Source organism: Pseudomonas sp. 1L-B-1-E-C1 (assembly GCF_057291835.1).
Window position 1 is genome coordinate 1 of record NZ_JBXAWN010000011.1, and the last position, 25,972, is coordinate 25,972.

The window sequence follows — 25,972 nt, forward strand, 5'->3', positions numbered from 1 at the left end:
GACAACCCGCTGCGATTCCAAGGACAGTATTTCGACGCCGAGACAGGGTTACATTACAACCGCCACCGCTACTACAATCCGGGGACTGGACGGTTTTTGACCCCGGATCCGATCAAGCTTGCGGGTGGGTTGAATAGCTACCAGTACGTACCTAACCCTACGGGGTGGGTGGATCCTTTGGGGTTGAGCAACAATTGCCCTGGCAAAGCGAAAAAAGGCTTTCAAAGAAAGGTGGATGATACTAGTAACAATAAGGTTGAAAATGGCGAACCAGAGCTACCTATAGGCCATGACAGCACAATTACTAGGAAAGCCGCATTCAGACAAGCGAAACGCGTTGGAGGTGTGCCCCTATCACAGCAGCCATCCAGATCCTATAAAGAGGTACTTACCGACCAGCCTGGTCGCGTGATGAGTAGGGTTTACGAATTCAATTTGAAAGACGGCAGGATTGTGACTATCAGAGAGCATTCATTGGGACATGTAAAAGGTAATGAAGGACCACACTTCAACACTGAAGTTACGGGAACGACAGGTACGAAAGCAGCCTTAAAAGAAGGTGACAACTCACACATTTACTTCAAAAAAGACTAATCATGAGCATATACTACACATGCGAACCGGGCATAAAGTTCCACGAAACGCCCGAGCACTTTCCCGCCCCTGACTTCATGAGCATCGCATTGATAGCAGGCACTCTTCAAGACTTATGGACCACGTGGAAAGCCGTCAGTAACTTTCTCGCGCCTGAATGGCCGGTAACCATAAAGTGGCGGACCATTGGATACTCTCTGGAACAACAGAAAATTCAAGAGCTCCGCCTGCAAAAAGAGATACTCACGAGCCTAAGCCCGAATGGACTTTTGAAAAAAAACGAAAAGACCAAAATATATTCTTATGTAGACTTCACTAACACGAACGATATCATGTTCACCCCCAACGAACTAACACAATACCGAAACACTATTCTCATTCTAAAAAAGGAAGAGGAAGACGCATATAAAATCTGGAGCCAACTAAGTGAGAACGACAGATTGAACGCAGCAGCTATAGCAAAGTTCTTGAAGAGTAATCGAGATGCACTCATCGCTCGCTTTCTAGAAAGTGACACCCACTCAACCGCTCATATTATCACCTCCCAAAAATACTCAGAAAGAATAAAATCAATACTATCCAAGCTAAATAGTGAAGAGATAAAATCGGCCAAGCTTTATGAAATCATTAATAAACTTTGAATCTATTTGAAACCGCTGCTATTGCGTAGATCAAATGCCTGATAAAGGTAGAGCATTTCCCCTTGCTGATCTTGGTGATCCAGAAGAGCTCTCACCGATTGTCAGATATATGCCTTTACCGGAAGGCGGGGCAGGATCAGAAGAAAGACTTTACGCGAATTGGAAAAGCGTCATTTCTGCGTATGAGGAACTATTCTCCCTCGAAAGGAACGCTGACAAAAGCAGTTGAACTCTTTAGTTTTCTAGCATTTTGTAAATCCGCAACTTACTACTCGGCGGCCCCCCTCCGCATTTATAGACAGCGTCAGTCGCCCTGTCACGGACGAACGCGACGAGCTCGGCCGTATCACCCGCTACGAATATGCCGACAACCTGCACCTCGTCAGCCGCCGCATCAATCCCGACGGCAGCCAACTGCGCTACCGCTACGACAACTCGCAACTCAACATCACCGAGATCGAGAACGAGCGTGGCGAACGCTATCAACTTGATTATTACTCGAACGGCCTGATCCAGCAGGAAACCGGTTTCGATGGTCGTCGGACTGCCTACGAGTACGACCTCAACGGCCAACTGCTGAAGAAAACCGAGTTCGGCGATGACGGTAGCGGACTGGTTACCGAATACCAGCGCGATGCCGCCGGCCGTTTGCTGGTCAAGACGCTGCCCGATGGCGAAGAGATTCACTACAGCTACGACGCACTGGGTCGCTTGGTCAACGTCGACGACGGCCATTGGCCGCTCGCTTATGAATACGACGTGCAAGATCGCTTGATCACCGAGCATCAGGGTTGGGGCACCACCCGTTACGCGTACGACAACGTCGGCCAACTCAGCCACTGCCGTCTGCCGGACGGCTGCGTGCTCGATTACCGTCATTTGTCCGGTGGACGCCTGAGCAGTATCGACCTGAACGGTTCACGCCTGACCTCTCACCAATTCAGCGCCGGTCGCGAACAACAGCGCCAGCAAGGCTTGCTGCTCAGCCAATACCAATACGATGAACAGGGTCGCCTGCAAGCACACAGCGTTAACCAACGGGACAAGCACCTGTTCCAGCGTCGCTACAACTACGATGCCAACGGCAATCTCGCCGGCATCGACGACAGTCGCAAAGGCAACCGCAGCTTTCACTACGATCCGCTGGATCGCCTGATCAGCGTACGCGGCGCTATGCCTGAGAGCTTCGCTCACGACCCCGCAGGCAACCTCCTCGGACAAAATGACCTGCCCGCAGCCAACCTCGCCAACGTCAAAGGTAATCGCCTGCTGATGCAAGGCGACCGCCACTACGATTACGACGCCTACGGCAACCTCATCCGCGAAAGTCGCGGCACCGGCCAGAAGCTCGTCACCGAGTATCGCTACGACTGCCAACACCGCCTGATCGGCGTCAGCCTGCCGGGAGGCAGCACCGCATCCTACAAATACGACGCCTTCGGCCGCCGCATCGAGAAAACCGTCGACGGCCACACCACTGAATTCCTCTGGCAAGGCGAACGCCTAATCGCCGAAAGCGCCAAGAACCGCTACCGCAGCTATATCTACGAACCGGGCAGCTTCCGGCCGTTGGCCATGCTCGATGGAGAAGGCCCGCTAAAAGCGGCCCCGTTCTACTACCAACTCGACCACCTCGGAACGCCGCAGGAACTCACCGACTACAGCGGCGAGATCATGTGGTCAGCGAAGTACCGCGCCTATGGCAACCTAGCGGCGCTGGATGTCAGCGAAATCGACAACCCGCTGCGCTTCCAGGGTCAGTATTTCGACGCGGAGACAGGCTTACATTACAACCGCCACCGCTACTACAATCCGGGGACTGGACGGTTCTTGACGCCGGATCCGATCAAGCTTGCGGGTGGGTTGAATAGCTACCAGTACGTGCCTAACCCTACGGGATGGGTGCATCCGTTGGGGCTGAACGGGTGCCCGCCAGATGGAGATGGAAAAGGAAGTCCAACGACAACGACTGGAAATGCAAAGGTCGATACCAAAGAACCGCTTCCACCGGATGTGGACTGGTCAAGTCCTAGCGTCAAAAGAGCCTCTGCACAACTTGACCAAGGCGCTAAGGACGTTACGGTAAACAGTCGAGCGGACGCTGAAGAATTGTTTAGAGGAAAAATGTAGGGCAAGGATATAGAAATGCTGAAGAATTTAACTCCGTAACAGCCAAGGATTACTTCCAAACACCTCAAGGAAAAGAATCCTATTACCACTGGGATGACACTCCAGTGTCTGATATTGAAACTCGGAAGGTTTACATGGCCAATCACAGTCCTACCGACCCACATGCTGCCATGCCACATTTACAGCTGCACCCTAAAGACGGAAAAGTAATTCGAATCTACTGGCCAAACTCATTTGCAGGTCAAAAATGACAGAACAAAAGAAAATTCCTCGGAGTGTATGGTATGGACTCGACGGAGCGAGCTACGACAACATTGCACAGGAACTCCCCTCAGAAGACCCATTGCTACGAAGATGGGCCTCAATATATGCAATTTACAAGTACAAATTTTCGAACGACCCACATCAATATTATGAATTTATTCACAAATCAAAAAATTCAAAATATGCATTAATAATATTCACTATACCTAGCGAGATAATCGATACAAACGATGGCATTGACGATCGCGACATCAACATCTCCGACCTACACACAATGAATTCTGAAGAGGAGATCTATACAATCCTAGGAAAACTAGGAATAGACTCAGAATCATTCACACCTCCATGGCGGTGCGAATACCCGCTTTAATAATGATCGATGGGCGGCATTGAATAAATTCTAGACTACTTTTGGATTTGATGAGTGACTGCCTATCGAAAGCAAATAAGAACTGCCGGCAAGTCTGTTAACCAATAAAAGCGGGTCACAAGTGCGTAGCAACTGGGAGAATCTGCAGCTTAGCCAATACCAATACGATGAACAGGGCCGACTGCAGGCCCACAGCATCAGCCAGCGGGAAACACCTGTTCCAGCGTCGTGATAACTACGATGCCAATGGCAGTCTCGCCGGCATCGACGACAGTCGCAAAGGCAACCGCAGCTATCACTACGATCCGCTCGACCGACTGATCAGCGTACGCGGCGCCACACCAGAAAGCTTCGCGCACGACCCAGCGGGTAACCTGCTCGGACAAAATGACCTGCCCACAGCCAACCTCGCCAACGTCAAAGGTAATCGCCTACTGATGCAAGGCGACCGCCACTACGACTACGACGCGTACGGCAACCTGATTCGTGAACGCCGTGGCAGCGGCCAGAAGCTCGTCACCGAATACCGCTACGACTGCCAGCACCGCCTGATCGGTGTCAGCCTGCCGGGTGGCAGCACCGCATCCTACAAATACGACGCCTTCGGCCGCCGCATCGAGAAAACCGTCGACGGCCACACCACTGAATTCCCCTGGCAAGGCGAACGCCTCATCGCTGAAAGCGCAGAGAACCGCTATCGCAGCTACATCTACGAACTGGGCAGCTTCCGCCCGTTGGCAATGCTCGACGGCGAAGGCCCGCTAAAAGCGGCTCCCTTCTACTACCAACTCGACCACCTCGGCACCACTCAAGAAATCACCGACTACAGCGGCGAAATCATGTGGTCGGCAAAATACCGCGCTTACGTCAATCTCGCGGCGCTGGACGTCAGCGAAATCGACAACCCGTTGCGTTTTCAAGGGCAATATTTCGACACCGAGACAGGGTTACATTACAACCGCCACCGCTACTACAATCCGGGGACTGGACGGTTCTTGACCCCAGATCCGATCAAGCTTGCGGGTGGGTTGAACAGCTACCAATACGTGCCTAACCCTACGGGGTGGGTGGATCCCCTAGGGTTGAATACTTGTCCAGGCGGAGATAAATGCGTTCCGGGGCAAAGCGCTGAAATACCCGAAGGAAAAGCTAGGGTAAGCGATGGAGCCCCGCCTCCTCCTGACGTTCAATGGACAAATCATGGCAACAAACATGTGGCGCCGAAGGCTCCTTGGCCATCTGTTGTAAAATCGACCGCTAATGGAGGTGCAGCTAAATATCTACCCGGCACGGACATTGAAGCGTTAGAGCGGCACGCGTTTGCAAATGGTCAAGATGTTAACAATGGAAAACCATGGAAAGTAATTGACATGGGAAAAACCATAGGCGCCAATGACGGAAAAGAAACTCAGTACATGAGAGTGGAGTTAAGTGCTAACACAATACATGGACATCCAATATCAGAAGAATCGTTTAGAAAACTAACGAAAAAGAAGAAATGACTTATGAATCTTGAAAATATAAAAGATCTCGGTGGCAAGATAACTTTTGACGAAATATCCAGCCTAGCCGGATCGGAAATCGCACTGATTACAGATGAATTAAGAGAGGATCTTTTGCAAGCGCTACTCCCGCATGAGCAAATAATAGACATTGGTTGGTATCCCGAATTCAGTGAACACGGCGCCTTCAGAATCTCATTAATCGCAAATCAAAATTGGGCATCGCCTATATACACCGAAACGGCCAAAACCTGGGCCGATCTTGAAAAAGCGTTAGATCATACATTGAATAAAGTAAAAATTTAATGCATCGACGAGCTCGCGTTGACTAACCAGCGTCGACGACGGTCGTTAGCCGTTCGCCTATAAATATGACTTGCAGACCAACTCATCGAGGAACACCAAGTCTGGGGCACCTTGCGCTACGAATACGGCCGGGCGCGAGCAGCAGCGCCAGCAAGGTCTGCTACTCAGCCAATACCAGTACGACGAACAGGGTCGCCTGAAAGCACACAGCGTCAGCCAACGGGACAAGCACCTGTTCCAGCGTCGCTACAACTACGATGCCAACGGCAATCTCGCCGGCATCGACGACAGCCGCAAAGGCAACCGCAGCTATCACTACGACCCGCTGGATCGCCTGATCAGCGTGCGCGGCGCCATGCCAGAGAGCTTCGCCCATGACCCGGCAGGCAACCTCCTCGGACAAAATGACCTGCCCGTTGCGAATCTCGCCAACGTCAAAGGCAATCGCCTGCTCATGCAAGGCGACCGCCACTACGATTACGACGCCTATGGCAACCTGACCCGTGAAAGTCGCGGCACCGGACAAAAACTCGTCACCGAATACCGCTACGATTGCCAACACCGCTTGATCGGCGTCAGCCTCCCAGGCGGCAGCACCGCCACCTACAAATACGACGCCTATGGCCGCCGCATCGAGAAAACCGTCGACGGCCATACCACTGAATTCCTCTGGCAAGGCGAACGATTGATCGCCGAAAGCGCACAAAATCGTTATCGCAGCTACATCTACGAACCGGGCAGCTTCCGCCCGTTGGCAATGCTCGACGGCGAAGGCCCGCTAAAAGCGGCCCCGTTTTACTACCAACTCGACCACCTCGGCACCCCTCAAGAACTCACCGACTACAGCGGCGAAATCATGTGGTCCGCGAGGTACCGAGCGTACGGCAACCTCGCGGCGCTGGATGTCAGCGAAATCGATAATCCGCTGCGCTTCCAAGGTCAGTATTTCGACGCCGAGACAGGGTTACATTACAACCGCCACCGCTACTACAATCCGGGGATCGGACGGTTCTTGACGCCGGATCCGATCAAGCTTGCAGGTGGGTTGAATAGCTACCAATACGTGCCTAACCCTACGGGGTGGGTGGATCCGTTGGGGTTGAATAATTGCCCTAGCGATAATATGTCACCAGCAAATAGTGAAAAGGTTCCTTCTCTTAAAGGTGCTGTTGACGAAGACGCGCCGCCTTTACCTCAGGCTAAAGATCAATCCGGCTACAATTCAGCTCTTTATGAACGGCTTCGGGCAAGTTATGCCGCTGATGAGATCAAGGCAGCACAGCCCGTCGGAAGCGCATTAAAAGAAGACCCGATGCATCGAGCACCAAGCTAGGTTGTAGATCAAATACCTGATAAAGGTAGAGTATTTGCCCTCAGAGGTGGGGATGGCACTAATAACACGCTTACACAGATGCCAGGAACGATGAATGATAAAGCCGGGATCTTTGAGTGGATCATCAATACCAAGATGGAATTAACGCATCAAAGATTTATACCTGACGGAAAAATAACCGGCACCCCAAACCAAATCCCCTCAAGACTTCCGAGGTAGAAAAATTGGCTCTATTACCACTTGACGGAAACTATGTTTTTTCCAAAACACCTTGGCTGTCTTGGAGCGAGCTTTTATATGGGCTTCAAAAGGGTTACATCGACGACCAAGGTGCTTCTAGCTTCGCTTGTAATACGCTAACACCATCATCACCGGAAAAAGCCTATGAACTTTCCTTACTAGATCCGCAGGAGCTATATCTAGTGCAGGACTTGATAAAATCTTTAGCAAGTAACGAACCAACAACAAAAGAGAACGCTATCTCAAAGCCTTGGATATACCTGTTCCTTTCTCATCTTTTTGAGAATAAGGATCTTTTTCTGGACCCTCTCGAAAAAGTTGAAGAACTATATGCTGATCTTGATTATCCAGAAGAGGTCTCATCGATCGTCAGATATATGCCTTTACCAGAAGGCGAGGTAGGATCAGAAGAAAGACTTTACGCGAATTGGAAAGCGTCATTTCTGCGTATGAGGAACTATTCTCCTTCGAAAGGAACCCTGACAAAAACAGCTGAACTCTACATCTACGAACCGGGCAGCTTTCGCCCGTTGGCAATGTTCGACGGCGAAGGCCCGTGGAAAGCCGGCTCGTCTACTACCAACTCAAGCACGTCGGTTTCTCTCAAGGACTCTCTGCTACACCGGCAAGATCATGTGGTCGTGAAGTACCCGGCCTACGATAATCTCGCGACGCTGCAATCAGCGAACTCGCTAGCATCGCCAAAAAAAAAAATAAACCAGGGAATTTGAGACTGAAGAGCCAAATGAATACCCGTGAGATAACGCTTGCCAATCGATGGACCGCAACCTTTCAAAACATCGGCGAGTTTCGCATGGGCGTCGAGGGCTGGAGCTTGCTTCTACAGGGTCCGGATAACCAGACGATCAAATACTTCGCAGACCGGATTGTTCTCGCGAACGACGAGGACGGCCACCAAGCCAACACCTGCATCCTGCTCTCGGTGGATGGTGTTTATGGTTTCTTGCGTACGGCCGTAGAGGGCGACTGGGTGATCGATTTTGCGCGAGGGATGATTGCCCCTCACCGAGTAACCATTCGCCACCATCACGACGCGTACGACGAAACCCTCGCGCTGTACGAGCAGCCCGCCTTCAAACGTGTGCGCCAGTACATCAGTGTTGCCGGCAAACACATCTATCTGACCTTTCCGCTAACCCGAGATGAAGATTTTCCCAATTTGTGGGAGGAATACCTGGCAATCCGCAAGCGCCAACTGGATGAGCTTTACTTCGCAACCTGATGAACGCATGGAGACATCCGGTACGCATCCCAACCGTTTTACGTCCTTACACTTCTCCAGGTCCGACCCTGCCAAATTAAGCTTCACCTAAGCTTCCCCCGCTAGCATCCCGGCCCATGTACCCCGTCGTCTTGAGCCGTGGATGAGTCCCTCCGACATGAAAGCCTTCGATCTACCCTCCCAGCCGCAATCCAACTTCAGCCTCGTTCTGGTCAATTACAAAACCCCGGACATCACCCGCATGTGTCTGGAGCTGTTGCGTGAGCATGTTCAGGCGCAGGGCATTCCAGTTTGGGTGGTGGACAACGATTCGGCGGATGCCAGCCTTGATTACTTGCGTTCGCTGGACTGGATCAATCTGATCGAGCGGCCGTCGCCGGGCAAGGAAGCGGGGCATATTGCCCATGGCAAGGCGCTGGATCTGGCCTTGGCGAAAGTTGAGACCGACTACTTGTTTCTGCTGCACACCGACACTTTTGTCTACGACATGGAAGTGTTCGCGATGATGATGCGCGAGTGCACGAAAAATGCAGACATGGCGGCGGTCGGTTGTGTGGAGCAACTTGATCGTGGGTTGTTGCGAGATACCTGGCGGTTGACTTCGCGATTCTGCAAACACCATGTTCGCCGGCTCAAAGTTCATTTCGGCCTGCGTTCGAAACCGCCACGCCCGTATAAAGAAACTCATCTTAAAAGTTTCTGTACGCTGTGGAATGTGCGTTTGATGAAGTCGCAAGGATTACACTTCTGTATGGATGATCGGGTGCCGGGTTATACGCTGCAGGATCGAATGATCGAGTTGGGCTATGGCGTCAGGTTCCTCTCGCCGCGGAAGATTTTCCGCTATCTGGATCACATCCAGGCCGGCACCGTCGCGGCGGCAGGCACGTATGGCAAGGACCATCGCCGCACGAAGATGTATCAGGCAACGCTCAAGCGCTTTCGGGGGCAGCGAGGCAAGTCTGGCATGCAGGCTTCGGCTTGAGTCCAGGCAACAAAAAGGGCGACTTCAAAGTCGCCCTTTTTTGTTCTTAACTTTTGTATACAACTACCGTCGTTGGAGTTCGCCCAGTGTTACGGCCTGGCAATCCATGCACCGGTAAAGAGCCCTGACACTGGGCGAACGCCAAGGATTTTAATTCAATCCCATCAATAAGTCGTCATGCGCAAACATGAAATTTTTGTACTGAAAAGTTAAAAATCCGTCATTTCCGATATTTCCCCAGAATTGTCCGACAGAAACATTTATATGATTGCTCTCATACATAAAGTTGTACAAGAGCAATAAATCTGTAGAGCTAATACTCAACTATCGTGTTGACTGGTCACTTTCAGGATATCGGTGTAAGTGACATTTACGCTCTGCCCTACTTTCAGATCTTTCAACCTGGCCTGAATCTCCGGCCTCTTCACATCGAGCGTCTTCGATTGTCCGGACGGGTTTTCGAGAGTGACCTGGTTGGTCTTCAAGTCAATTTCGGTGATCTTCAGCTGCACCTGAACCTGGCGATAGGCCTCGCCGCCCGGGTTATCGCTGCCCGGAGCCTTGCGCAGTTCGCCAGTTCGCTCGGTGGTGCCTGGCAGACCTTTATCTACATCGGTGTCGAGATAAGCCGCGACAGACCGCTGCACTTCGATCTTCACCAGGTCCCCCACCTTGAGATTGGCGAGATTTTTCGCTTTGTCGCTGAGCTGGACGTGGACCTGACGTCCTTCCGGACCTTCCAGCACCACCTGGTGATTGGCCGGGTCGACGGCGAGCACTTTGGTGGTAACGGAATCGGCCTCAACGACGGCAGATAACGGAATGTCGGCAGCCAAAGCGCCGAAACTGGTGACAGAAAGCAGCGTTGCGAGGGTGATGGCCTTGGCCAGAGCGTCGAGCTTCATATGCATTACTTTCCCTGTGATGAAGTGGCGACGCCCGCTGCCGAATCGACTTCAGCGGCGGGCGTGCCAGTGAGCATAGACGCGGTTCAGGGCTTGACTTGGGTTTGTGGCCCGCGGGTGTGTGGCTTGGCGGTTTCCTGAGCGGTGGATTCGCCGCTGGCGGTGCCTTTGCCGCTGTCCTCTCGCTGCTTGGGATCGGTTGGGCGCAGGGCATCATTATCGCGTTCGGTTTCGCCGGCAGGGCGCGGTTCGTCGGGGTTGTCGTTCTGGTTGCTGGTCGTATTCACGGCGGTAGTCCTCAGGCTTCGGGATCGTCGAGTTCGCGGGCGACGTTGACCTCGGGCGTTTGCTTGTGCAAATCGTCGGCCTTGGCGCGGAGCAACTGCCATTGCTCAAGATCGATCGCCCCTTGGCCGAGCAGGTCGTCGGCGATGCGCTGCAGATCGAAATAGTGAGCGTCGGGCGATTGCTGCCAAAGGGTCTGATCGTCGAACAGGCGCTGCCAGGTTCCGAGATCCGGGAGTTGCAGGTCGTCGCTCATGGGTAAGTCCGAAAATGGCGGGTTTCTGGGTAGAGCGGTGGGCGCCGGTGAGAGTTCCAGTCAGTTCGCTCAGCGGTGAAGGCACGGATGCTATCGCTGGCAAGCCAGCTCCCAGAGGGATCAGGGTAGATCCGCTATTCATTCGTATCTTTGATACAGCTATCGCGAGCAGGCTCACTCCTACAAGAGCAAGAGTAAGAGCAAGAGCAAGAGCAAAAGATCGCAGCCTTCGGCAGCTCCTACAGTCTCCGCGTTCACCTCTAGGCCGAGTGTCAGCTCGCCTGCGGCTTTTGATCTTGATCCACCGGCGACGTCGGAAGGCTGAGTGGAGGGATTGATCCGGGCGTGGGAGCGCAGCGACCGTACGACGCAGTCGTACACAGCGAGAGGAGGTGCAGCGAAGCAAACCGGAGACGCTGCGCCCGGATCGATACCGGAGCGAAGGAACCCCGAGCCTGCGAGGGGCCGAACGTAGGAGCAAGCCTTTTCGGTTACCTTTTTGGCGTTTGAAAAAGGTGACCCGCCGTAAGGGCGGAACCCTAAGCAGCCGTTACCGCAGCAACGGATATGTACTCGGTCAACCAGAACAAATCCGCTCGACAAAAAACCTTCGCGAGCAAGCTCGCTCCCACAGGAAAACTGCACCTACCGTTAATACCCGGTCATTTCCAGATAGCCCTGGCCAGGATGGCTGCCATCAATCTTCACCGGCCCTTCCCAATACGGAATACGCAAATCCATCCACGCATTGCGGTTGATCGCATCGACGCTGATATCGAGCTTCTTGTCGGGAATACGGATCGACCATTTCACCGGCATCGGTCGATCAGCAACCTTGGCCGTATCCTGCGGAACGAGGCTGATCTGCTCGCTGTGCAAGGTCTGAATCTGCCCGTCAGCGGCGATCCAGGTGCCGGTCAGGTACGGTGCCCCGTCCTTCTGCCGCATGCGATAGAGCATCACATGTTCACCGCTGTCCAGATGCAGCGAAAACCAGTCCCAGCCAGTCTGATTGGCGGTCAGCGGTTGACTGCTCCACTCGCGATCGAGCCACGCCGGGCCACTGACCGTGTAGGTCCGGCCGTCGATCTGCAGCGTGCCGCTGGCCTGGAAAAATGGCTGGCTGTAGTAATACGAGGCCTGGCCTTCTTCGGATTTCTGGCTGAAACCCTGATCGCCCTGCAGCACCAGCGGTCGGCTGGAGGTAAGGCGCAGTTGATAAGCGAAATTCTTGTCACGAGCACTGAGTTGCATATCGCTCAACGGATCCTGCGCTTGGCTGGCAAACATCCAGTCGTCGATCCACGCCTCGAACGGCGCCAGGCGCACGCCCGCCTGGCCTACACCTCCCCGGGCGTAGCGTTCGGCGGCGTGATGAACCGAACGCGAGGTGACGGCCGCATGGCCAAGCCAGATCGTCTGATTGCCCCACCCGGCCTGCTCGGCGAGCGGTTTCAGGGCGCTGCGAAACAGCGTCCATTGCACACCAAAATCGTTGCCCTGCTGATCCTTGAGATTGGCGGTGACGTACCACCACTCGATGCGAAAACCATCATGCGCGCCGTGATCGGCAGGGAAACTGAACACCCGACCGGGCACCACCGGGGTGAACGATTGCGCCTGATCACCCATCCCCGCAAAGCCCTTCTCCTCGGGTGCGGGCTGATCGCAACCACCGAGCAGCAACACCAGCATCAGCACGACGCCGTTAATCCTCATGGGCAAACGTCCTCAGCAACTCCGCCGGTTGCGTGCGGTACAGCGAATACAGCGGCCATGCCGAGGCCAGTAAAGTCGCGAGCAAGGCCAGGCCCATCAGTTGCAATAACTGCAACGGGAACACCCGCAACGGCAATCGCCAGCCAAACGCCTGCACGTTGATCACCGCATCCAGGCACCACGCCAGTGCGATACCCAGTGGCAGCGCCAACAACAAGGTCAGCACCGCCAGAAGCCAGGTCTGGCCCAGGTTGAGCAACATCAATTGCTTGCGCGTCACGCCCAGCGCCCACAATGGTGCAAGCTGACTCAGCCGACTCTGGCTCTGGGTCAGCAGACTGATGAACAGCGCCACACCGGCCACGGCCAGGGTCAGGCTGTTCAATGCCGCCGTCGCGGCAAAGGTACGTTCGAAGACTTGCACCGACCAGCCCTTGAGCCGCGCCTGATCGATGATGCGGCTGTCATCCAGCTCAAAGCGCGCCTGTAAGGCGTTGAGCAGCGCCGGAATCTGCGGTGGATCGATGCGCAGATTGAAGCGATTCGGGGTGAGTTGCGGCCAGCCGCGCAGCAGGTGCTCACTGCTGATCAGAACGTGCCCCTTCGGATTGCCGTAGTCGGCGTAGATGCCGACAATGCGCGGCGACCATGTGCCGTTTGGCGTGGGAATGTTCAGATGCTCGCCCGGCTTCAATTTCAGGCGTCGTGCCAGTTGTTCGCTGAGCATCACCGCATCGTCAGTGGCCAGCTTCCCCCATGGATCGCTGCCGCTGCTGTCGAGCAGCGGCCAGTGCTGGCGATAGTGCGGGTGATCGATGATGCCGTAGACATCGGCCGGCCAGCCTTGCAGCGTCACCGACACCTGCCAGTTGGGCAGCACTGCGCTGACGTTGGGCTGCTGCTTGAGCCAACTGTGCATTTCGCGAGCCTGGGCTGGATTGGCCGGGTTGATGTACAGCTCGGCGCTCAGGCGTTGTTCGAGCCAGTCGTTGAAGGTCTGGCGAAAACCGGCGGTCATGCTGCCGGCGCCGATGTTGGCCGCGAGAGCCAACAGCAGCGCCATCAACGCCAGACTCAGGGCTGGCAGTTGCTGGCGGCAATCGGCGAGAAACCACTGGCCGAGCACCGAACGACTGCGCCCGAGCAACGGGTTCAACAACGCACTGAGCAGCACCGGCAAGGCCAGCGCGGCACCGAGCAACAGCCCGGCCATGAGCACGAAGCCGCTGCTCAGGCTGTCACCCCAGATCAGCGCCGCCAGTGCAATCGCCAGCAGCGCCGCCGCCAGCCAACCCTGCCGACGCAACCAGCGCGAATATTGCTGATGCCATGCCTGCGGATCAGCCACCGCCAGCAACGGCAGGCGCGCCGCCCGCAGCAGGCTGTTGGCCCCGGCCAGCAGCGCGCCGAGCAGGCTCAGACCGATGCCGCTGAACCACCACCAGGGACTCAAACGCAACTGCCCCGCCACTTCCGCGCCATACAACCCGCGCAAGCTGGCGGCGACGTCCGGCAGCAGCACGCTGGCCAGCCAATAGCCGCTGATCACACCGAACAATCCGCCGATCAGCGCCAGCACACCCAGTTCAACCACCAGACATGCGATCAGCATTCGTGCACTGACGCCACAGGCGCGCAAGGTGCGCAGCAAACCTCGGCGCTGTTCCAGAGCGAGGCCGATGGCAGCGTGGACGATGAACAGGCCGACCAGAAACGACAGAAATCCAAGGGCATCGAGATTGAGGTGAAAGCTCTCGGTCAGCCGCGCCAGATTGTTTTCTTCACCGCTGCTTTTGAGCTGCAAGCGATCGCTGAAACTGGCCGGTAATTCTTGATGAAAGTCCTTGGGTAGCAGCAGTCGCGACAATTGCTCGGGTTGGTCGAGCAGGCGTTGCGCTACGCCGATGTCGACCAGTAACAGGCCCGGCGCCATGTCCTTCTGCGCGAGCATTGGCGGCAGGGTCTGGCCGTTCACGGTTTGCGGTGTTTCACCTTCGCGCAAGCCGAGCATTTGCAGGGTGTCCGGGGAAATCCAGGTGCTGCCCGGCGGGCTGAAAAATTCGACGATGCGCTCGATCGGCATCGCCTGCCCGGCCACTGCAGAATCCGTCGGCAGCGACACCGGCTCGATGCCCATCACCTGAATGCGTTGGTCTTCGTGGCCCTTGAGTGTCAGCCGACCCTGCAATACCGGCGACACCGGCCAGCCCTCACGGCGCAGCTCGATAAACCAGCGCTGGGGAAACAACGCACCGTTCGGCGTACTCAGGCTGGCTTGCGGTTCGCCGCCGATCATCTGGCTGGCCCGCGCATAGCTGTCGCGTGCCTGGCTGTTCAGTGCCTCGACGCCGGTGAGCAGACTGGTGGCCAGCCACAGCCCGGTCAGCACGCTGAAAAACTGCACGGGATGGCGCCGCCAGTGGCTGAGCAGCGCGCGCAGGGTTTGCCGCCAGATCATCAGGCAACCCGCCCGTTCGACAACACCACGCGCTGGGCCAATCGCGCCGCAACGCGCTGACTGTGGGTGACCATCAGCAGCGTCGTCGGTGTGTCATCGAGCAGTTCGAGCAACAGCCGCAGCACTTCATCACTGGTCGCTTCATCGAGGCTGCCGGTGGGTTCATCGGCCAAGAGCAATTTCGGCTGTGAAGCCAATGCTCGGCCGAGCGCCACCCGTTGCTGCTGGCCGCCGGAGAGTTGCTCGGGATACCGCGAGAGCAGATCGCCCAGCCCCAGACGCTGCACCAGATGCGCCTGCCAGCGCGGCTCATGGCGCCCGGCCAGGCGCGCCTGAAAGGCCAGATTGTCTTCCACGCGCAGGCTGCCGATCAGGTTGAACTGCTGAAACACCAGACCGATTTCCGTGCGTCGCCAGTTCGCCAGTTGCGCTTCGCTCATGGCTTCCAGGCGATGTTCGCCGCTGCGAATGCTGCCGCTGTCGACCTTGTCCAGCCCGGCCACCAGATGCAGCAGCGTGCTTTTGCCACTGCCCGATTCGCCCATCAGCGCCAGACTGCCACCGGCCTCCAGCGTCAGGTCGACGCCTTGCAGCACCGGCAACACTCCCTGTGGCGTGGCATAGCTTTTGAAAACGTCGCGAACCTCAAGCATGGGCAAACCCGATCAGTGAACCTGGGCCTAGGATAGCGGCCCTGAATGGTTTTTGTCCGCTGATGATCATCGCCAACCTTGCGCCGCGTCTTACGCTGCTGGCTGTTCGGCCATAACGATAAAAAACCGGAGACACCCATGCCCCGTTTCACTTTGAGCCCGCGCGGCCTGTTGACCTGCCTGATCACCGCTTGCCTGAGTCAGTCGCTGCTCGCCGCTGACGGCCCGGTGGCGCCCAGCGCGCAAACCGCCGCGAGCAACGCTGCAGTCCTGAACACCCTGCCGTTCAGCGACCGCACCGATTTCGAATCGGTCAGCAAAGGCTTGATCGCCCCCTTCGAGGGTCAGATCAAGGACGCAGCTGGCAAAGTCATCTGGAACGTCAATGCCTATGACTTCCTCGCTGAAGAAAAGGCGCCGGAATCGGTCAATCCGAGCCTGTGGCGGCTGGCCCAACTCAATGCCCACGCCGGTCTGTTCGAGGTCAGCCCCAAGCTGTATCAAGTGCGCGGGCTCGACCTGGCGAACATGACCATCATCGAAGGTGACGAAGGGCTGATCATCATCGATCCGCTGACCATGGCCGAAACCGCCAGGGCTGCGCTGGATCTGTACTACGCCAACCGTCCGCGCAAACCGGTCGTTGCGGTGATCTACAGCCACACTCATGTCGATCACTTCGGCGGCGTGCGCGGGGTGATCGACGAGGCCGATGTCAAGTCCGGCAAGGTCAAGGTTTATGCGCCGGTCGGTTTCATGGAACACGTGATGAGCGAGAACGTCATGGCCGGCAATGCCATGAGCCGCCGCGCGCAGTACCAGTTCGGCAGTCTGCTGCCGCGCAGTGAAAAAGGTCAGGTCGACGCTGGCCTTGGCAAGAGCGCGCCCAGTGGCGGCACGGTCACGCTGATCGCGCCCACCGACCTGATCGCCGAGCCGCTGGAAACTCGCACCATCGCTGGCCTGCAAGTTGAATTCCAGCTGACCCCGGGCACCGAAGCGCCGGCGGAAATGAACCTCTATCTGCCCCAGTTGAAAGCCTTGTGCATGGCTGAAAATGCCACGCAGATGATGCACAACATCCTCACGCCGCGCGGTGCGCAGGTGCGTGATGCCAAGGCCTGGTCGCAATACCTCGATGACAGCCTGGCGCGCTACGGTGACAAAGCCGACGTGCTGTTCGCCCAGCACAACTGGCCGACCTGGGGCGGCGAGCGAATTCGAACTCTGCTCGCCGATCAGCGTGACATGTACGCCTTCATCAACGACCGCACCCTGCACTTGCTCAACCAGGGCCTGACGCCGCTGGAAATCGCCGAGGCGATCAAGAAGCTGCCCGGCTCGCTCGATCAGAAGTGGTACACCCGCGGCTATTACGGCTCGCTGAGTTTCAACACCCGCGCGGTGTATCAGCGCTACATGGGTTTCTACGACGGCAACCCGGCCAACCTCAATCCGCTGCCGCCGGTGGAGGCAGCCAGACGTTCGGTCGAGGCCATGGGCGGTGCCGCGCCGGTGCTGGAGAAAATGCGCAGTGCGATGGCCAGCGCTGACTATCGCTGGGCTGCGCAGTTGGGCAACCAGTTGCTGTTCGCCGACCCCGACAATGCCGAAGCGCGCAAGGCTCAGGCCGAGACGCTGGAACAGCTGGGTTATCAAAGCGAGAACGCCACCTGGCGCAACATGTACCTGACCGGGGCGATGGAACTGCGCGACGGCGTGCCGCCGCAGACTGCCAATACCGTATCGGTGGACATGGTCCGGGCGATGAGTCCGGAAATGTTCTTCGACTACCTCGCGGTACGCCTGGACAGCGACAAAGCCGTGGCCCATGACCTGACGCTGAACTGGACGTTCGACGATGTGCAAAGGGATTTCACCCTGACCTTGCGCAATGGCGTACTGACTCACCGCGCCGGCCTGAATCCGGCGGCGGATGCCAGTGTCAGCCTCAGCCGCGATACGCTGGAGAAGATCAGCCTCAAGCAACTGGACTTCCCGACGGCGATGCAGAATGGACTGGTGAAGTTGCAGGGCAATGGGCAGAAATTCGGATTGCTGATGGGCAGCCTGGATACGTTCGGACCGCAATTCAATATCGTCACGCCGTAAGTCAAAAGCCCCTCACCCTAGCCCTCTCCCGGAGGGAGAGGGGACCGACCGCGTTGCATGCACGAGATACGCCGACGTGGGATACCTAGTTGAATTCAATCTTGAATAACACGCACATCAGCTCCCATGAGTCATAAGCCCCCTTCCCGGAGGGAGAGGGGACTGACCGAGTTGCATGCACGAGATACGCCGACGTGGGATAACGAGTTGAATACAATTTTGAATAACACGCAGATCGGCTCCCATGAGTCATAAGTCCCCTTTCCGGAGGGAGAGGGGACTGACCGAGTTGCCTGTGAGAGATACGCCGACGTGGGATAACGAGTTGAATGCAGTTTTGAATAACACGCAGATCGGCTCCCTTTCCCCCTCGCCCCCTTGGGGGAGAGGGCTGGGGTGAGGGGGTAAATCTTGCTGACACCCTTGATGACGATCAATCACCTCGATCCTGCTTTCAACAAACCTGCCCCGGATTCAACCGGAACTGCTTCGGCGTAGTCCCGAACTGTTTGCGAAACGCGCGGATAAAGTTGCTCGGCTGCCGATAGCCCAGGCGTTCGGCGATCCGCTCGTTCGGCTGATCCCCCGTCGTCAGCCAGTGCCTCGCCATTGTCAGATTATCCTGGCGCGCAGGTGCGCTGGCTTCAGCGCGCCAGTGGCGCAGCACGCTTTGGTGCAAAAACGGATTGGCGCCAAGCAAGGCCTGGTCGAGACTCGATCGCCGCAATGTCAGGCACAGGTGCTCGCCCTGCTCCACCGCAACGCCAACTTCACGCAGCCAGCTTCCGGCCATTTGCGCAGCGCGCAGGCTGACATTCACAAACAAATCTCCCGGCGCCCTGCCCAACCGCCGGGCAATATTGCGCACCAGTGTTAGCGCCGCCGCGTCCAGAGCGAAATGATGGAGCGGCCCCAGCAGCGAACGCAGGCGCAAATGAGCCACTTCGCCCGCCTCGACCAACTCCACCGCGACGTAGTTGATCACCCGCGGCAAGCAGTCGATGAAGCACTTCAGACTGGCGCGCAAGGTCGCCGCCGAGTCGAGGAGAATATTCAGTCCTTGCAGGCAATCGGTCGCCATCCCGTCGGCCAGTTCACAGCCGAACGTCGGCGCGACCCCCGCCCACTCACACTCACGCCACAACTGTTCAACCGATCGTGCGGCGATCGATTGACGCTGACCGGCGAGCACTGACGGGCAAATCCCGGCGCGCGCCATCAAGTGTTGCGGGCACAGTCCGGACTGCCGGGCATGAGCGAGAATCGTGCGGACGAAAGCGCTGGAAACGAACACAGGCTGGGACATGAAGGCATGCCATGGAAGAACAGGCGTGTACTTATGCCAGTGGACGTGCTATCGATCCAATGCATTAAAAGTATTCGCAGAATGCAGGAGACGCATGATGGATCTTCGCCAGCTTCGCCACCTGGTCGCCCTCGCTGACTGTCGCAATTTCGGTCGCGCCGCCGAGGCGATCAACTTGAGCCAACCGGCGTTCAGCCGCAGCATCCAGACGCTGGAGCGCGACCTCGATTGCGCGCTGGTCGAGCGCAGCAGCCGTGAATTCCGCCTGACCGGGCAAGGTGAACTGGTGCTGCAGCACGCGCGGCGCCTGCTCGCCGGCAGTCAGGCACTGCACAACGAATTGACGCAATACAACGGCCTCACCGGCGGCGAACTGCAATTCGGTTGCGGCCCGTATCCGGCGCAAGTGCTGGTGCCCGAAGCGCTGGCCGATTTCATTCAGGCGCATCCGGCGATTCGCACGCGCTTTCACCAAGGCGACTGGCAGCAATTGTCGCTGTGGTTGCGTGAGCAGCAGATCGAGTTTTTCGTCGCGGACGCGCGGCACTTCGTCAGCGATCCGCAATATCAGGTGCAGCAGCTGCGCAGACGGCCGGGACGGTTTTTCTGTCGCGCCGGGCATCCGCTTGTCGCGCAGGCAGACCTGCGTTTGCGCGCCCTGCTCGATTACCCGATCGTCGGCACGCGCATTCCACCGATGATCCGCAAGGTGCTCGCCGATATCCTCGGTGAGCCCGACTTCACGCCGAGCGTGGAGTGCGCGCAATTCGATGCCATCCAGCGCGTGGTCCTGCGCTCTGATGCCGTGGGTCTGGCGACGCTTGAGGCCTTGCGTGAACAGCTCGACGAGGGCCTGATCGAGTTGCTCGATTTTGTCGACGTGCCGCACGACGAGGCGGCGCTGCAATTGGGTTACGGCATCGTCAGCCGCGCCGGCTATACCCTGACGCCGGCAGCGCGGGCGATGATCGAGGCGATCCTTAGCGTCGATCAACGTTTGCTGGCGGCCAATCGATGAGCGCAAGAGCCTGCGCACCATGAGCAAATTCGCCCCGTTGGCCGCCAATGCCTTTTACGCGCCGACCCTGTTGCCGGCCATTGAAGAATTGCTCGCGCGCGGCATTACCCAAGGCGCAATCGAAGCCCAACTGCGCCGCAGCCTGTCTGACCTGCGCACGCCGTTCATGCGCATGCCGCTGCTGATGTCGCGGCGCTTCTGGGCGTTTGCCGTGGAGCAGAGCGCAGATCCGTCGATCGGTCTGGCGGCGGGTGAACGCTTCGTTTCGACCGCCACCAACGGTTTGACCTATCTGTTCGATGTCGCCGTGTCGCTGCAACGTGCCTGCGAGTTTTTCGCCGAGTACTGTGCGTTTTTCAACGGGCATTTGCGCATGGAGATCATGCGTGAACACCGTGGGGTAACGCTGCGTCTGCTCGAGACGGGCAGTCTCGGTGCTCCGGCAGCGCTGACCGATTACATCCTTGTCAGCCTGTGCGGCCTGATGCGGCGCAAGTTGCTGGCCAGTGGTTTGAAGGCTGACCCGGTGCTGGGTGTGGCGCTGGTGTCGGCAAGCCGCGAACAACACGAAACGGCGTTCCGCGCCCCGGTGAGCGCAGAGCAATCGTGCGCGGCGATTCATCTGGATCCGCAGCTGTTCGTAATGCCGTTGACACCGGGCAATCCGGCGCTGGAAACAACCTTGATCGATTTGCTGGAGCAGACCCGCCGTCACAGTGAGCCGACCTTGCTGGAACAGCTCAGCGATTACCTGATCGAGGATCTGGCGACGGCGCACTGGCAGCAATTCTGCGCAACCCGGCATGTGCTCGAGCGCACGGCGGCACGGCGGCTGAAGGCGTTGGGCTGGACCTTCAGCGAACTGCTTGACGAGTATCGGCACTACCGGGCCGAGGACCTGTTGCAGTCCGGGGCGTTGGAGTTGGTCGAAGTGGCGGATCGGTTGGGTTACAGCGATGTGCAGGGATTCAACCGGGCGTGTCTGCGGTGGCTGGGTTGTGCGCCGGGGGTGTATCGGGCGCGGTTCATCAAGGGTTGAGATTCTCGCTGGCTGTGCTGTTTTTGTTCGCGAGCAGGCTCGCTCCCACAGGGCTCGCTCCCACCTTGGAATGCAATTCCCTGTGGGAGCGAGCCTGCTCGCGAAGAGGCCCGCCCGCCCCACTCAAATCTCACTGCCCCGAAGCCACACTCGCCGGCGCCCGTTCCGGGGTGACGATGCTGCCCAGATCGATATGCTTCCACTCAGGCTTGGCCCCCAACCGCGCATTGAAGCGGTAGTTGAAAGTGAACTCATCCGCCGTCGGAACGCTCAGCGGTTTGCCATACAGCGCTTCAATCCCTGCCAGGTCGTAACCCATCACCTGCAGCAGCGTCGGGAAAATGTTGTAGTGGCTGGAGCGGTCCTTGTTGGCCAGCAGATTCGCTGCCCAGTCTGGCGTTTGCAATCCACGGCCCTGAATCACCACCAACGGCACCAGGCCCTCCTCTTCCACCGGGTCGCCGCCGCAATGGGTATTCAAGCCCGGGTTGCCGCGTTCATGCAGATCCTGGCCATGATCGGAGGTGTAGATCAGCAGCGCGTTGTTCAGATTGGCCTGGGCAAAGACCCGCGCGAAGAACTCGCCAACATTCCACAACAGCGTGTTCTTGTACGCGTTGCGATACAGCACCCAGTCATCCGGCTGGCCGTTGAAACCGGCACGTTCGCCAGTGTCGGCGACTTCGGTGAACTGCCCGCGTGGCAGCGTTGGCCGGTAAGCCATGAACGCGTCCGGGTATTTGTCGTGCACCGGAAAATGCGCGCCGACCTTATTGATCACGATGAGCTCGGCGCGATCGTCGTTGAGCAGTTCGATCAGCTTCGCCGCTGCCGCCATGTCGCGATCACGGACGCTGGTCTGGTCGAATTGCACGAAACTGTCGATGTCGTTTTTCTCGGCGGCGGTCATCAGGTTCTGCAGGTTGCCGGCGGTGCGCTGGGCGTCGATGTACACCGTGCCGAGCCCGGCCTGTTTCGCGTACTGCCAGATCGACGGCTGCGTGCTGTTGATGCGCCGGTAATCGGCGCGGGTGCCGCCGTAGCGCAAGGTGACGTTGGTGTCCGCACTGCAATTGGCAATGGACGCGGCATAGCCAAAGTTGAAGACATCGACCCCGGCTGGCGCCTGTTTGAGGTTGCTGTGCACGCCGAACGGCGCGTTGATGTCGAGGTAATTGCCGGAGATGCTTTCATCGATAATCAGCACGATGTCGTGCCCGACGGCAGGCGCAGCGCGCGCGAGGGTAACCGCTTCACGCGGGCCGACAGTGTCGTGCAGCGCTTCATAGGCAAACAGATTCAAATAGGCCAAAGGCGTGTACATGATCGGCAGGCCCCGGGCGCCCTCTCCCGCACGTAAAAACAGCAGAGCGCTGAGCATCAACACACCGAAGATGGGCGCCGCGATCCGCAACCTGTTCGATACGACCAGGGCATGACGCGGCTTGAGCCCGATGCCGAACAACAGCAACAAGCCGCTGAGCACCGCGCGCAGAATTGCGTCGCGGTACTGATACGCGGCTTCCTGAATGAAGCCGCCGGAATACACCAGCGAGACGAAATCGCTGTATCTCAGGTAATCCGCGGTGACCCGGGTATAGACATCGAAAAACACCGCCGCCGCAAACAGCGTTAATGCGAATGCATGTCGAACGAGAGCTTGCCGTATATAGGCAGTCAGATATAACGCTAAAGTCAGCGCCAAAAACATCGCGCCAAAAACAAGTGCATTGAAACTCCACCCGATAGCATTTAACCGCTCCAGGTAGTAGTCGGAATACAACAGTAAAAAGACAACTAAAAGCAGTTCTTTGGCATATCTGAACATGGCGATACCGGGCGGGCAGAAATGGCGGGATGTCAAAGCTTTGTCGGTCAGACCCTGACACTAGCACCCGCCCCTAAAAGCGCAAGAATTGACTGATAGCCGGATTGACCGTCAAAAAAACGGTGCCTCAAATCTGACACACAAAATCTGGAAACCCCTTTAAAACCAATACTTTCGACCGCTTGTCGGTTACTTTAAATCTGAACAAATCTGCAAAAAAACAACAAATTCAATCGCAGCAATGACTTGATGGCCAATCGCCAAAAAACACTCAAGTGTTATACCCGTGCAACATGTCATTTTGCTGACACGCTTCTCAAACCCTGCGCTATACCCCTTTAACAATCTCATTCCGTAGTTAACTTTTCTGGTTTTATTGAGGTGTGCAGATGGACGTGAGCGTATTTGGCACTGGCTATGTCGGACTTATACAAGCCGCTGCACTTGCCGATGTCGGCCATCGGGTTTTATGCATTGACATTGATCCGAACAAGATCAAACAACTGCAACAAGCGGTACCGCCCATCAGTGAGCCAGGCCTGTCCGCAACACTTGAAGAAAACATCAAGGCCGGGCGCTTGTTGTTCAGCACCCAGGCCAGTGATGCGGTGACCCACGCCGAGCTGATCTTCATCGCCGTCGGCACCCCGGCGGACGAGGATGGCTCCGCCGACCTCAGCCATGTGCTCAACGTCGCCCGGCAGATTGCCGGCCTGATGGAAGCCGATCGCACGCTGATCATTAAATCCACCGTGCCGGTCGGAACTGCCGATCAGGTTCTGGCCACGGCCACCAGCGAATTGCTGCAACGTGGCAAAGCCGGGCTGCAGGTGCGCGTGGTGTCGAACCCGGAATTTCTCAAGGAAGGCAGCGCCCTCGCCGACTGCATGCGCCCGGACCGGATCATCATCGGCACCCGCGACGACGCTGCGCGCGAGCAGATGAGCGAGCTGTACGCACCGTTCTGCCGCAACCACGAAAAACTCATGTTCATGGACAACCGCAGCGCCGAGCTGACCAAGTACGCGGCCAACGCGATGCTCGCCACCCGCATCAGTTTCATGAACGAACTGGCCAATCTCACCGAACTGCTCGGCGCCGACATCGAAGCGGTGCGCAAAGGCATCGGCTCCGACCCACGCATCGGCTACCACTTCATTTACCCGGGCTGCGGCTTCGGTGGCTCGTGCTTTCCCAAGGACCTGCGTGCCCTGCTGCATACCGCCGAACACAACGGCATGCCGTTGAAACTGCTGCGTAGCGTCACCGACGTCAACGACAGCCAGCGGCACATCCTCTTCAGCAAATTGCGCGCGCAGTTTCCGCAAGGCCTGGCCGGCAAATCCATTGCGGTCTGGGGCCTGGCATTCAAACCGAACACCGACGACATGCGCGAAGCCCCCAGCCGTTATCTGATGGACGCGTTGTGGGCCGAAGGCGCCAGCGTGCAGGCCTACGATCCGGAAGCCATGTCCGAATGCCGACGCATTTACGGCTATCGTAACGACCTGCATCTGTGCGCGACCCGCGACGACACCCTCGAAGACGCCGACGCGCTGGTGATCTGCACCGAGTGGAAAAACTTCCGCGTGGTCGATTTCGAGCTTCTCGCCGAGAAGCTGCGGTCGAAGGTGATCATCGACGGCCGCAACCTCTACAACCCGGAACAAGTAGCGGCCGCCGGCCTGCACTACAGCGGCATCGGCCTGCGCCACATCGCCCCTGAAGGGCTGCGGCCATGAAGATTCTGGTCACCGGATCCGCCGGTTTCATTGGTGCCCATTGCGTCCTGCGCCTGCTGCGCGACGGGCATTCAGTGGTCGGCCTGGACAATTTCAACCACTACTACGACCCGCAGCTCAAGCACGACCGCGTGCAGTGGGTGCGCCAGCAGGTTGGCGATTTTCAGCTGGCCACGGTGGATCTGGCCCACGCTTCGGCCATCGATGCACTGTTTGCCCGCGAACAACCGCAAGTGGTGATTCATCTCGCCGCGCAGGCCGGGGTGCGTTATTCGCTGGACAATCCACGGGCGTATCTGGACAGCAACCTCAACGGTTTCCTGAACATTCTCGAGAGCTGCCGGCATCACCCGGTCGAGCACTTGATCTACGCCTCGTCGAGTTCGGTATACGGCGCCAACCAGCACACGCCTTATTCGGTCAAGGATGGCGTCAACCATCCGCTGTCGCTGTACGCCGCGACCAAAAAAGCCAATGAGCTGATGGCGCACAGCTACAGCCATCTGTTCGGCATTCCCTGCACCGGCCTGCGCTTTTTCACCGTCTACGGGCCTTGGGGTCGGCCGGACATGTCGCCGATCCAGTTCGCCCGGGCGATCAGCGAAGGCGAGCCGCTGAAACTGTTCAATTACGGCGAGCATCAGCGCGATTTCACCTACATCGACGACATTATCGAAAGCATCGCTCGCCTCATCGATCAGCCACCACAAGCCAATCCGCAATGGGATCGCGAGCAACCCGACCCGGCCAGCAGCATGGCGCCGTGGCGCCTGTTCAACATCGGCGGGCAGCAGCCGGTGGCGCTGAAAACCTACCTCGCGCTGATGGAAAAACACCTCGATCGCCAAGCCATTGTCGAGCTGCTGCCGCTGCAACCGGGCGACGTGCTCAACACCTGCGCCGAGGCCAGCGATCTGGCTCAGGCCACCGGATTCCAGCCCCGGATAGAACTGGATGAAGGACTGGGCCGCTTCATTGCCTGGTTCCGCGACTACTACCCCACTGCCCGTGCGCCGCTTGCGGCTGAATGAATGCGGAGGACG

At 57.4% G+C, this 25,972-nt stretch carries 18 protein-coding genes and 5 pseudogenes; 15 read left to right on the forward strand and 8 right to left on the reverse strand.

What is annotated here, in order from left to right; translation table 11 throughout:
* The 10 genes and pseudogenes from AC0Z4S_RS19300 to AC0Z4S_RS19345 all read left to right on the forward strand — a co-directional run.
* The coding region (locus tag AC0Z4S_RS19300) for an RHS repeat-associated core domain-containing protein (protein ID WP_485624220.1) at positions 1 to 594 on the forward strand (594 nt) is incomplete at its 5' end.
* A 2-nt stretch (positions 595 to 596) separates the two neighbouring features.
* A complete protein-coding gene (locus AC0Z4S_RS19305; protein ID WP_485624222.1) occupies positions 597 to 1,235 on the forward strand; it encodes a hypothetical protein in 639 nt (212 codons plus the stop codon).
* A gap of 315 nt (positions 1,236 to 1,550) precedes the next feature.
* Positions 1,551 to 3,168: pseudogene (locus AC0Z4S_RS19310) on the forward strand (RHS repeat-associated core domain-containing protein); the annotation flags it as partial.
* Positions 3,169 to 4,078: 910 nt separating this feature from the next.
* Positions 4,079 to 5,501: pseudogene (locus AC0Z4S_RS19315) on the forward strand (RHS repeat domain-containing protein); the annotation flags it as partial.
* A 3-nt stretch (positions 5,502 to 5,504) separates the two neighbouring features.
* Positions 5,505 to 5,807, forward strand: a complete 303-nt coding sequence (locus AC0Z4S_RS19320; RefSeq protein WP_252875663.1) for a hypothetical protein — start codon at positions 5,505 to 5,507, stop codon at positions 5,805 to 5,807.
* A 22-nt stretch (positions 5,808 to 5,829) separates the two neighbouring features.
* Positions 5,830 to 6,921: pseudogene (locus tag AC0Z4S_RS19325) on the forward strand (RHS repeat domain-containing protein); the annotation flags it as partial.
* A gap of 443 nt (positions 6,922 to 7,364) precedes the next feature.
* Positions 7,365 to 7,802 (forward strand): annotated as a pseudogene (locus tag AC0Z4S_RS19330) (DUF2247 family protein); the annotation flags it as partial.
* A gap of 78 nt (positions 7,803 to 7,880) precedes the next feature.
* Positions 7,881 to 8,066, forward strand: a pseudogene (locus AC0Z4S_RS19335) (RHS repeat-associated core domain-containing protein); the annotation flags it as partial.
* Between the two features lie 59 nt (positions 8,067 to 8,125).
* Positions 8,126 to 8,623: a hypothetical protein gene (locus AC0Z4S_RS19340; RefSeq protein ID WP_485624224.1), complete on the forward strand. Its 498-nt coding sequence runs from the start codon at positions 8,126 to 8,128 to the stop codon at positions 8,621 to 8,623.
* A gap of 157 nt (positions 8,624 to 8,780) precedes the next feature.
* Positions 8,781 to 9,608, forward strand: a complete 828-nt coding sequence (locus AC0Z4S_RS19345; protein ID WP_485624226.1) for a glycosyltransferase family 2 protein — start codon at positions 8,781 to 8,783, stop codon at positions 9,606 to 9,608.
* A gap of 320 nt (positions 9,609 to 9,928) precedes the next feature.
* Here AC0Z4S_RS19345 and AC0Z4S_RS19350 read toward each other — a convergent pair whose 3' ends face one another.
* The 6 genes from AC0Z4S_RS19350 to AC0Z4S_RS19375 form a co-directional block, all read right to left on the reverse strand.
* Entirely contained in the window at positions 9,929 to 10,513 is a 585-nt protein-coding gene (locus AC0Z4S_RS19350) for a hypothetical protein (RefSeq protein ID WP_485624228.1), read from the reverse strand.
* 86 nt (positions 10,514 to 10,599) lie between these two features.
* A complete protein-coding gene (locus tag AC0Z4S_RS19355; RefSeq protein WP_253500783.1) occupies positions 10,600 to 10,800 on the reverse strand; it encodes a hypothetical protein in 201 nt (66 codons plus the stop codon).
* 11 nt (positions 10,801 to 10,811) lie between these two features.
* Positions 10,812 to 11,054: a hypothetical protein gene (locus tag AC0Z4S_RS19360; protein ID WP_485624229.1), complete on the reverse strand. Its 243-nt coding sequence runs from the start codon at positions 11,052 to 11,054 to the stop codon at positions 10,812 to 10,814.
* Between the two features lie 651 nt (positions 11,055 to 11,705).
* Complete coding sequence (locus AC0Z4S_RS19365) at positions 11,706 to 12,773, reverse strand: lipocalin-like domain-containing protein (protein WP_485624230.1); 1,068 nt, start codon at positions 12,771 to 12,773, stop codon at positions 11,706 to 11,708.
* Positions 12,763 to 15,231, reverse strand: a complete 2,469-nt coding sequence (locus tag AC0Z4S_RS19370; protein ID WP_485624231.1) for an FtsX-like permease family protein — start codon at positions 15,229 to 15,231, stop codon at positions 12,763 to 12,765. Before AC0Z4S_RS19370 ends, AC0Z4S_RS19365 begins: the two co-directional genes overlap by 11 nt.
* Positions 15,231 to 15,884 carry an ABC transporter ATP-binding protein gene (locus AC0Z4S_RS19375; RefSeq protein WP_253500780.1) on the reverse strand — a complete coding sequence of 218 codons (654 nt, stop codon included), beginning with the start codon at positions 15,882 to 15,884 and terminating at the stop codon, positions 15,231 to 15,233. Before AC0Z4S_RS19375 ends, AC0Z4S_RS19370 begins: the two co-directional genes overlap by 1 nt.
* Positions 15,885 to 16,022: 138 nt before the next feature.
* Here AC0Z4S_RS19375 and AC0Z4S_RS19380 point away from each other — a divergent pair, with 138 nt between their 5' ends.
* Positions 16,023 to 17,996: an alkyl/aryl-sulfatase gene (locus tag AC0Z4S_RS19380; RefSeq protein WP_485624233.1), complete on the forward strand. Its 1,974-nt coding sequence runs from the start codon at positions 16,023 to 16,025 to the stop codon at positions 17,994 to 17,996.
* A gap of 454 nt (positions 17,997 to 18,450) precedes the next feature.
* Here the strand turns inward: AC0Z4S_RS19380 and AC0Z4S_RS19385 are convergent, their stop codons facing one another.
* Positions 18,451 to 19,302 carry an AraC family transcriptional regulator ligand-binding domain-containing protein gene (locus AC0Z4S_RS19385; RefSeq protein ID WP_485624235.1) on the reverse strand — a complete coding sequence of 284 codons (852 nt, stop codon included), beginning with the start codon at positions 19,300 to 19,302 and terminating at the stop codon, positions 18,451 to 18,453.
* 97 nt (positions 19,303 to 19,399) lie between these two features.
* Here AC0Z4S_RS19385 and AC0Z4S_RS19390 point away from each other — a divergent pair, with 97 nt between their 5' ends.
* Positions 19,400 to 20,320, forward strand: a complete 921-nt coding sequence (locus AC0Z4S_RS19390) for a LysR family transcriptional regulator (RefSeq protein ID WP_485624236.1) — start codon at positions 19,400 to 19,402, stop codon at positions 20,318 to 20,320.
* A gap of 19 nt (positions 20,321 to 20,339) precedes the next feature.
* Positions 20,340 to 21,359 (forward strand): helix-turn-helix transcriptional regulator, encoded by a 1,020-nt coding sequence (locus AC0Z4S_RS19395; RefSeq protein ID WP_485624237.1) that lies wholly within the window; start codon positions 20,340 to 20,342, stop codon positions 21,357 to 21,359.
* A 130-nt stretch (positions 21,360 to 21,489) separates the two neighbouring features.
* On the opposite strand, the gene AC0Z4S_RS19400 is transcribed toward AC0Z4S_RS19395, so the two are convergent.
* A complete protein-coding gene (locus AC0Z4S_RS19400) occupies positions 21,490 to 23,187 on the reverse strand; it encodes a sulfatase-like hydrolase/transferase (protein WP_485624239.1) in 1,698 nt (565 codons plus the stop codon).
* 389 nt (positions 23,188 to 23,576) lie between these two features.
* Here AC0Z4S_RS19400 and AC0Z4S_RS19405 point away from each other — a divergent pair, with 389 nt between their 5' ends.
* Positions 23,577 to 24,929, forward strand: a complete 1,353-nt coding sequence (locus AC0Z4S_RS19405) for a UDP-glucose dehydrogenase family protein (protein WP_253500774.1) — start codon at positions 23,577 to 23,579, stop codon at positions 24,927 to 24,929.
* Positions 24,926 to 25,960 (forward strand): NAD-dependent epimerase, encoded by a 1,035-nt coding sequence (locus AC0Z4S_RS19410; protein WP_485624240.1) that lies wholly within the window; start codon positions 24,926 to 24,928, stop codon positions 25,958 to 25,960. The genes AC0Z4S_RS19405 and AC0Z4S_RS19410 overlap by 4 nt, the downstream gene beginning before the upstream one ends.
* Positions 25,961 to 25,972: the final 12 nt, after the last annotated feature.

Coding starts and splice junctions, on each gene's coding strand:
- AC0Z4S_RS19410 (WP_485624240.1), top strand. CDS start 24,926: ATGAAGATTCTGGTCACCGGATCCGCCGGTTTCATTGGTGCCCATTGC.
- AC0Z4S_RS19350 (WP_485624228.1), bottom strand. CDS start 10,513: ATGAAGCTCGACGCTCTGGCCAAGGCCATCACCCTCGCAACGCTGCTT.
- AC0Z4S_RS19360 (WP_485624229.1), bottom strand. CDS start 11,054: ATGAGCGACGACCTGCAACTCCCGGATCTCGGAACCTGGCAGCGCCTG.
- AC0Z4S_RS19380 (WP_485624233.1), top strand. CDS start 16,023: ATGCCCCGTTTCACTTTGAGCCCGCGCGGCCTGTTGACCTGCCTGATC.
- AC0Z4S_RS19345 (WP_485624226.1), top strand. CDS start 8,781: ATGAAAGCCTTCGATCTACCCTCCCAGCCGCAATCCAACTTCAGCCTC.
- AC0Z4S_RS19365 (WP_485624230.1), bottom strand. CDS start 12,773: ATGAGGATTAACGGCGTCGTGCTGATGCTGGTGTTGCTGCTCGGTGGT.
- AC0Z4S_RS19375 (WP_253500780.1), bottom strand. CDS start 15,884: ATGCTTGAGGTTCGCGACGTTTTCAAAAGCTATGCCACGCCACAGGGA.
- AC0Z4S_RS19340 (WP_485624224.1), top strand. CDS start 8,126: ATGAATACCCGTGAGATAACGCTTGCCAATCGATGGACCGCAACCTTT.
- AC0Z4S_RS19385 (WP_485624235.1), bottom strand. CDS start 19,302: ATGTCCCAGCCTGTGTTCGTTTCCAGCGCTTTCGTCCGCACGATTCTC.
- AC0Z4S_RS19320 (WP_252875663.1), top strand. CDS start 5,505: ATGAATCTTGAAAATATAAAAGATCTCGGTGGCAAGATAACTTTTGAC.
- AC0Z4S_RS19400 (WP_485624239.1), bottom strand. CDS start 23,187: ATGTTCAGATATGCCAAAGAACTGCTTTTAGTTGTCTTTTTACTGTTG.
- AC0Z4S_RS19395 (WP_485624237.1), top strand. CDS start 20,340: ATGAGCAAATTCGCCCCGTTGGCCGCCAATGCCTTTTACGCGCCGACC.
- AC0Z4S_RS19390 (WP_485624236.1), top strand. CDS start 19,400: ATGGATCTTCGCCAGCTTCGCCACCTGGTCGCCCTCGCTGACTGTCGC.
- AC0Z4S_RS19405 (WP_253500774.1), top strand. CDS start 23,577: ATGGACGTGAGCGTATTTGGCACTGGCTATGTCGGACTTATACAAGCC.
- AC0Z4S_RS19370 (WP_485624231.1), bottom strand. CDS start 15,231: ATGATCTGGCGGCAAACCCTGCGCGCGCTGCTCAGCCACTGGCGGCGC.
- AC0Z4S_RS19305 (WP_485624222.1), top strand. CDS start 597: ATGAGCATATACTACACATGCGAACCGGGCATAAAGTTCCACGAAACG.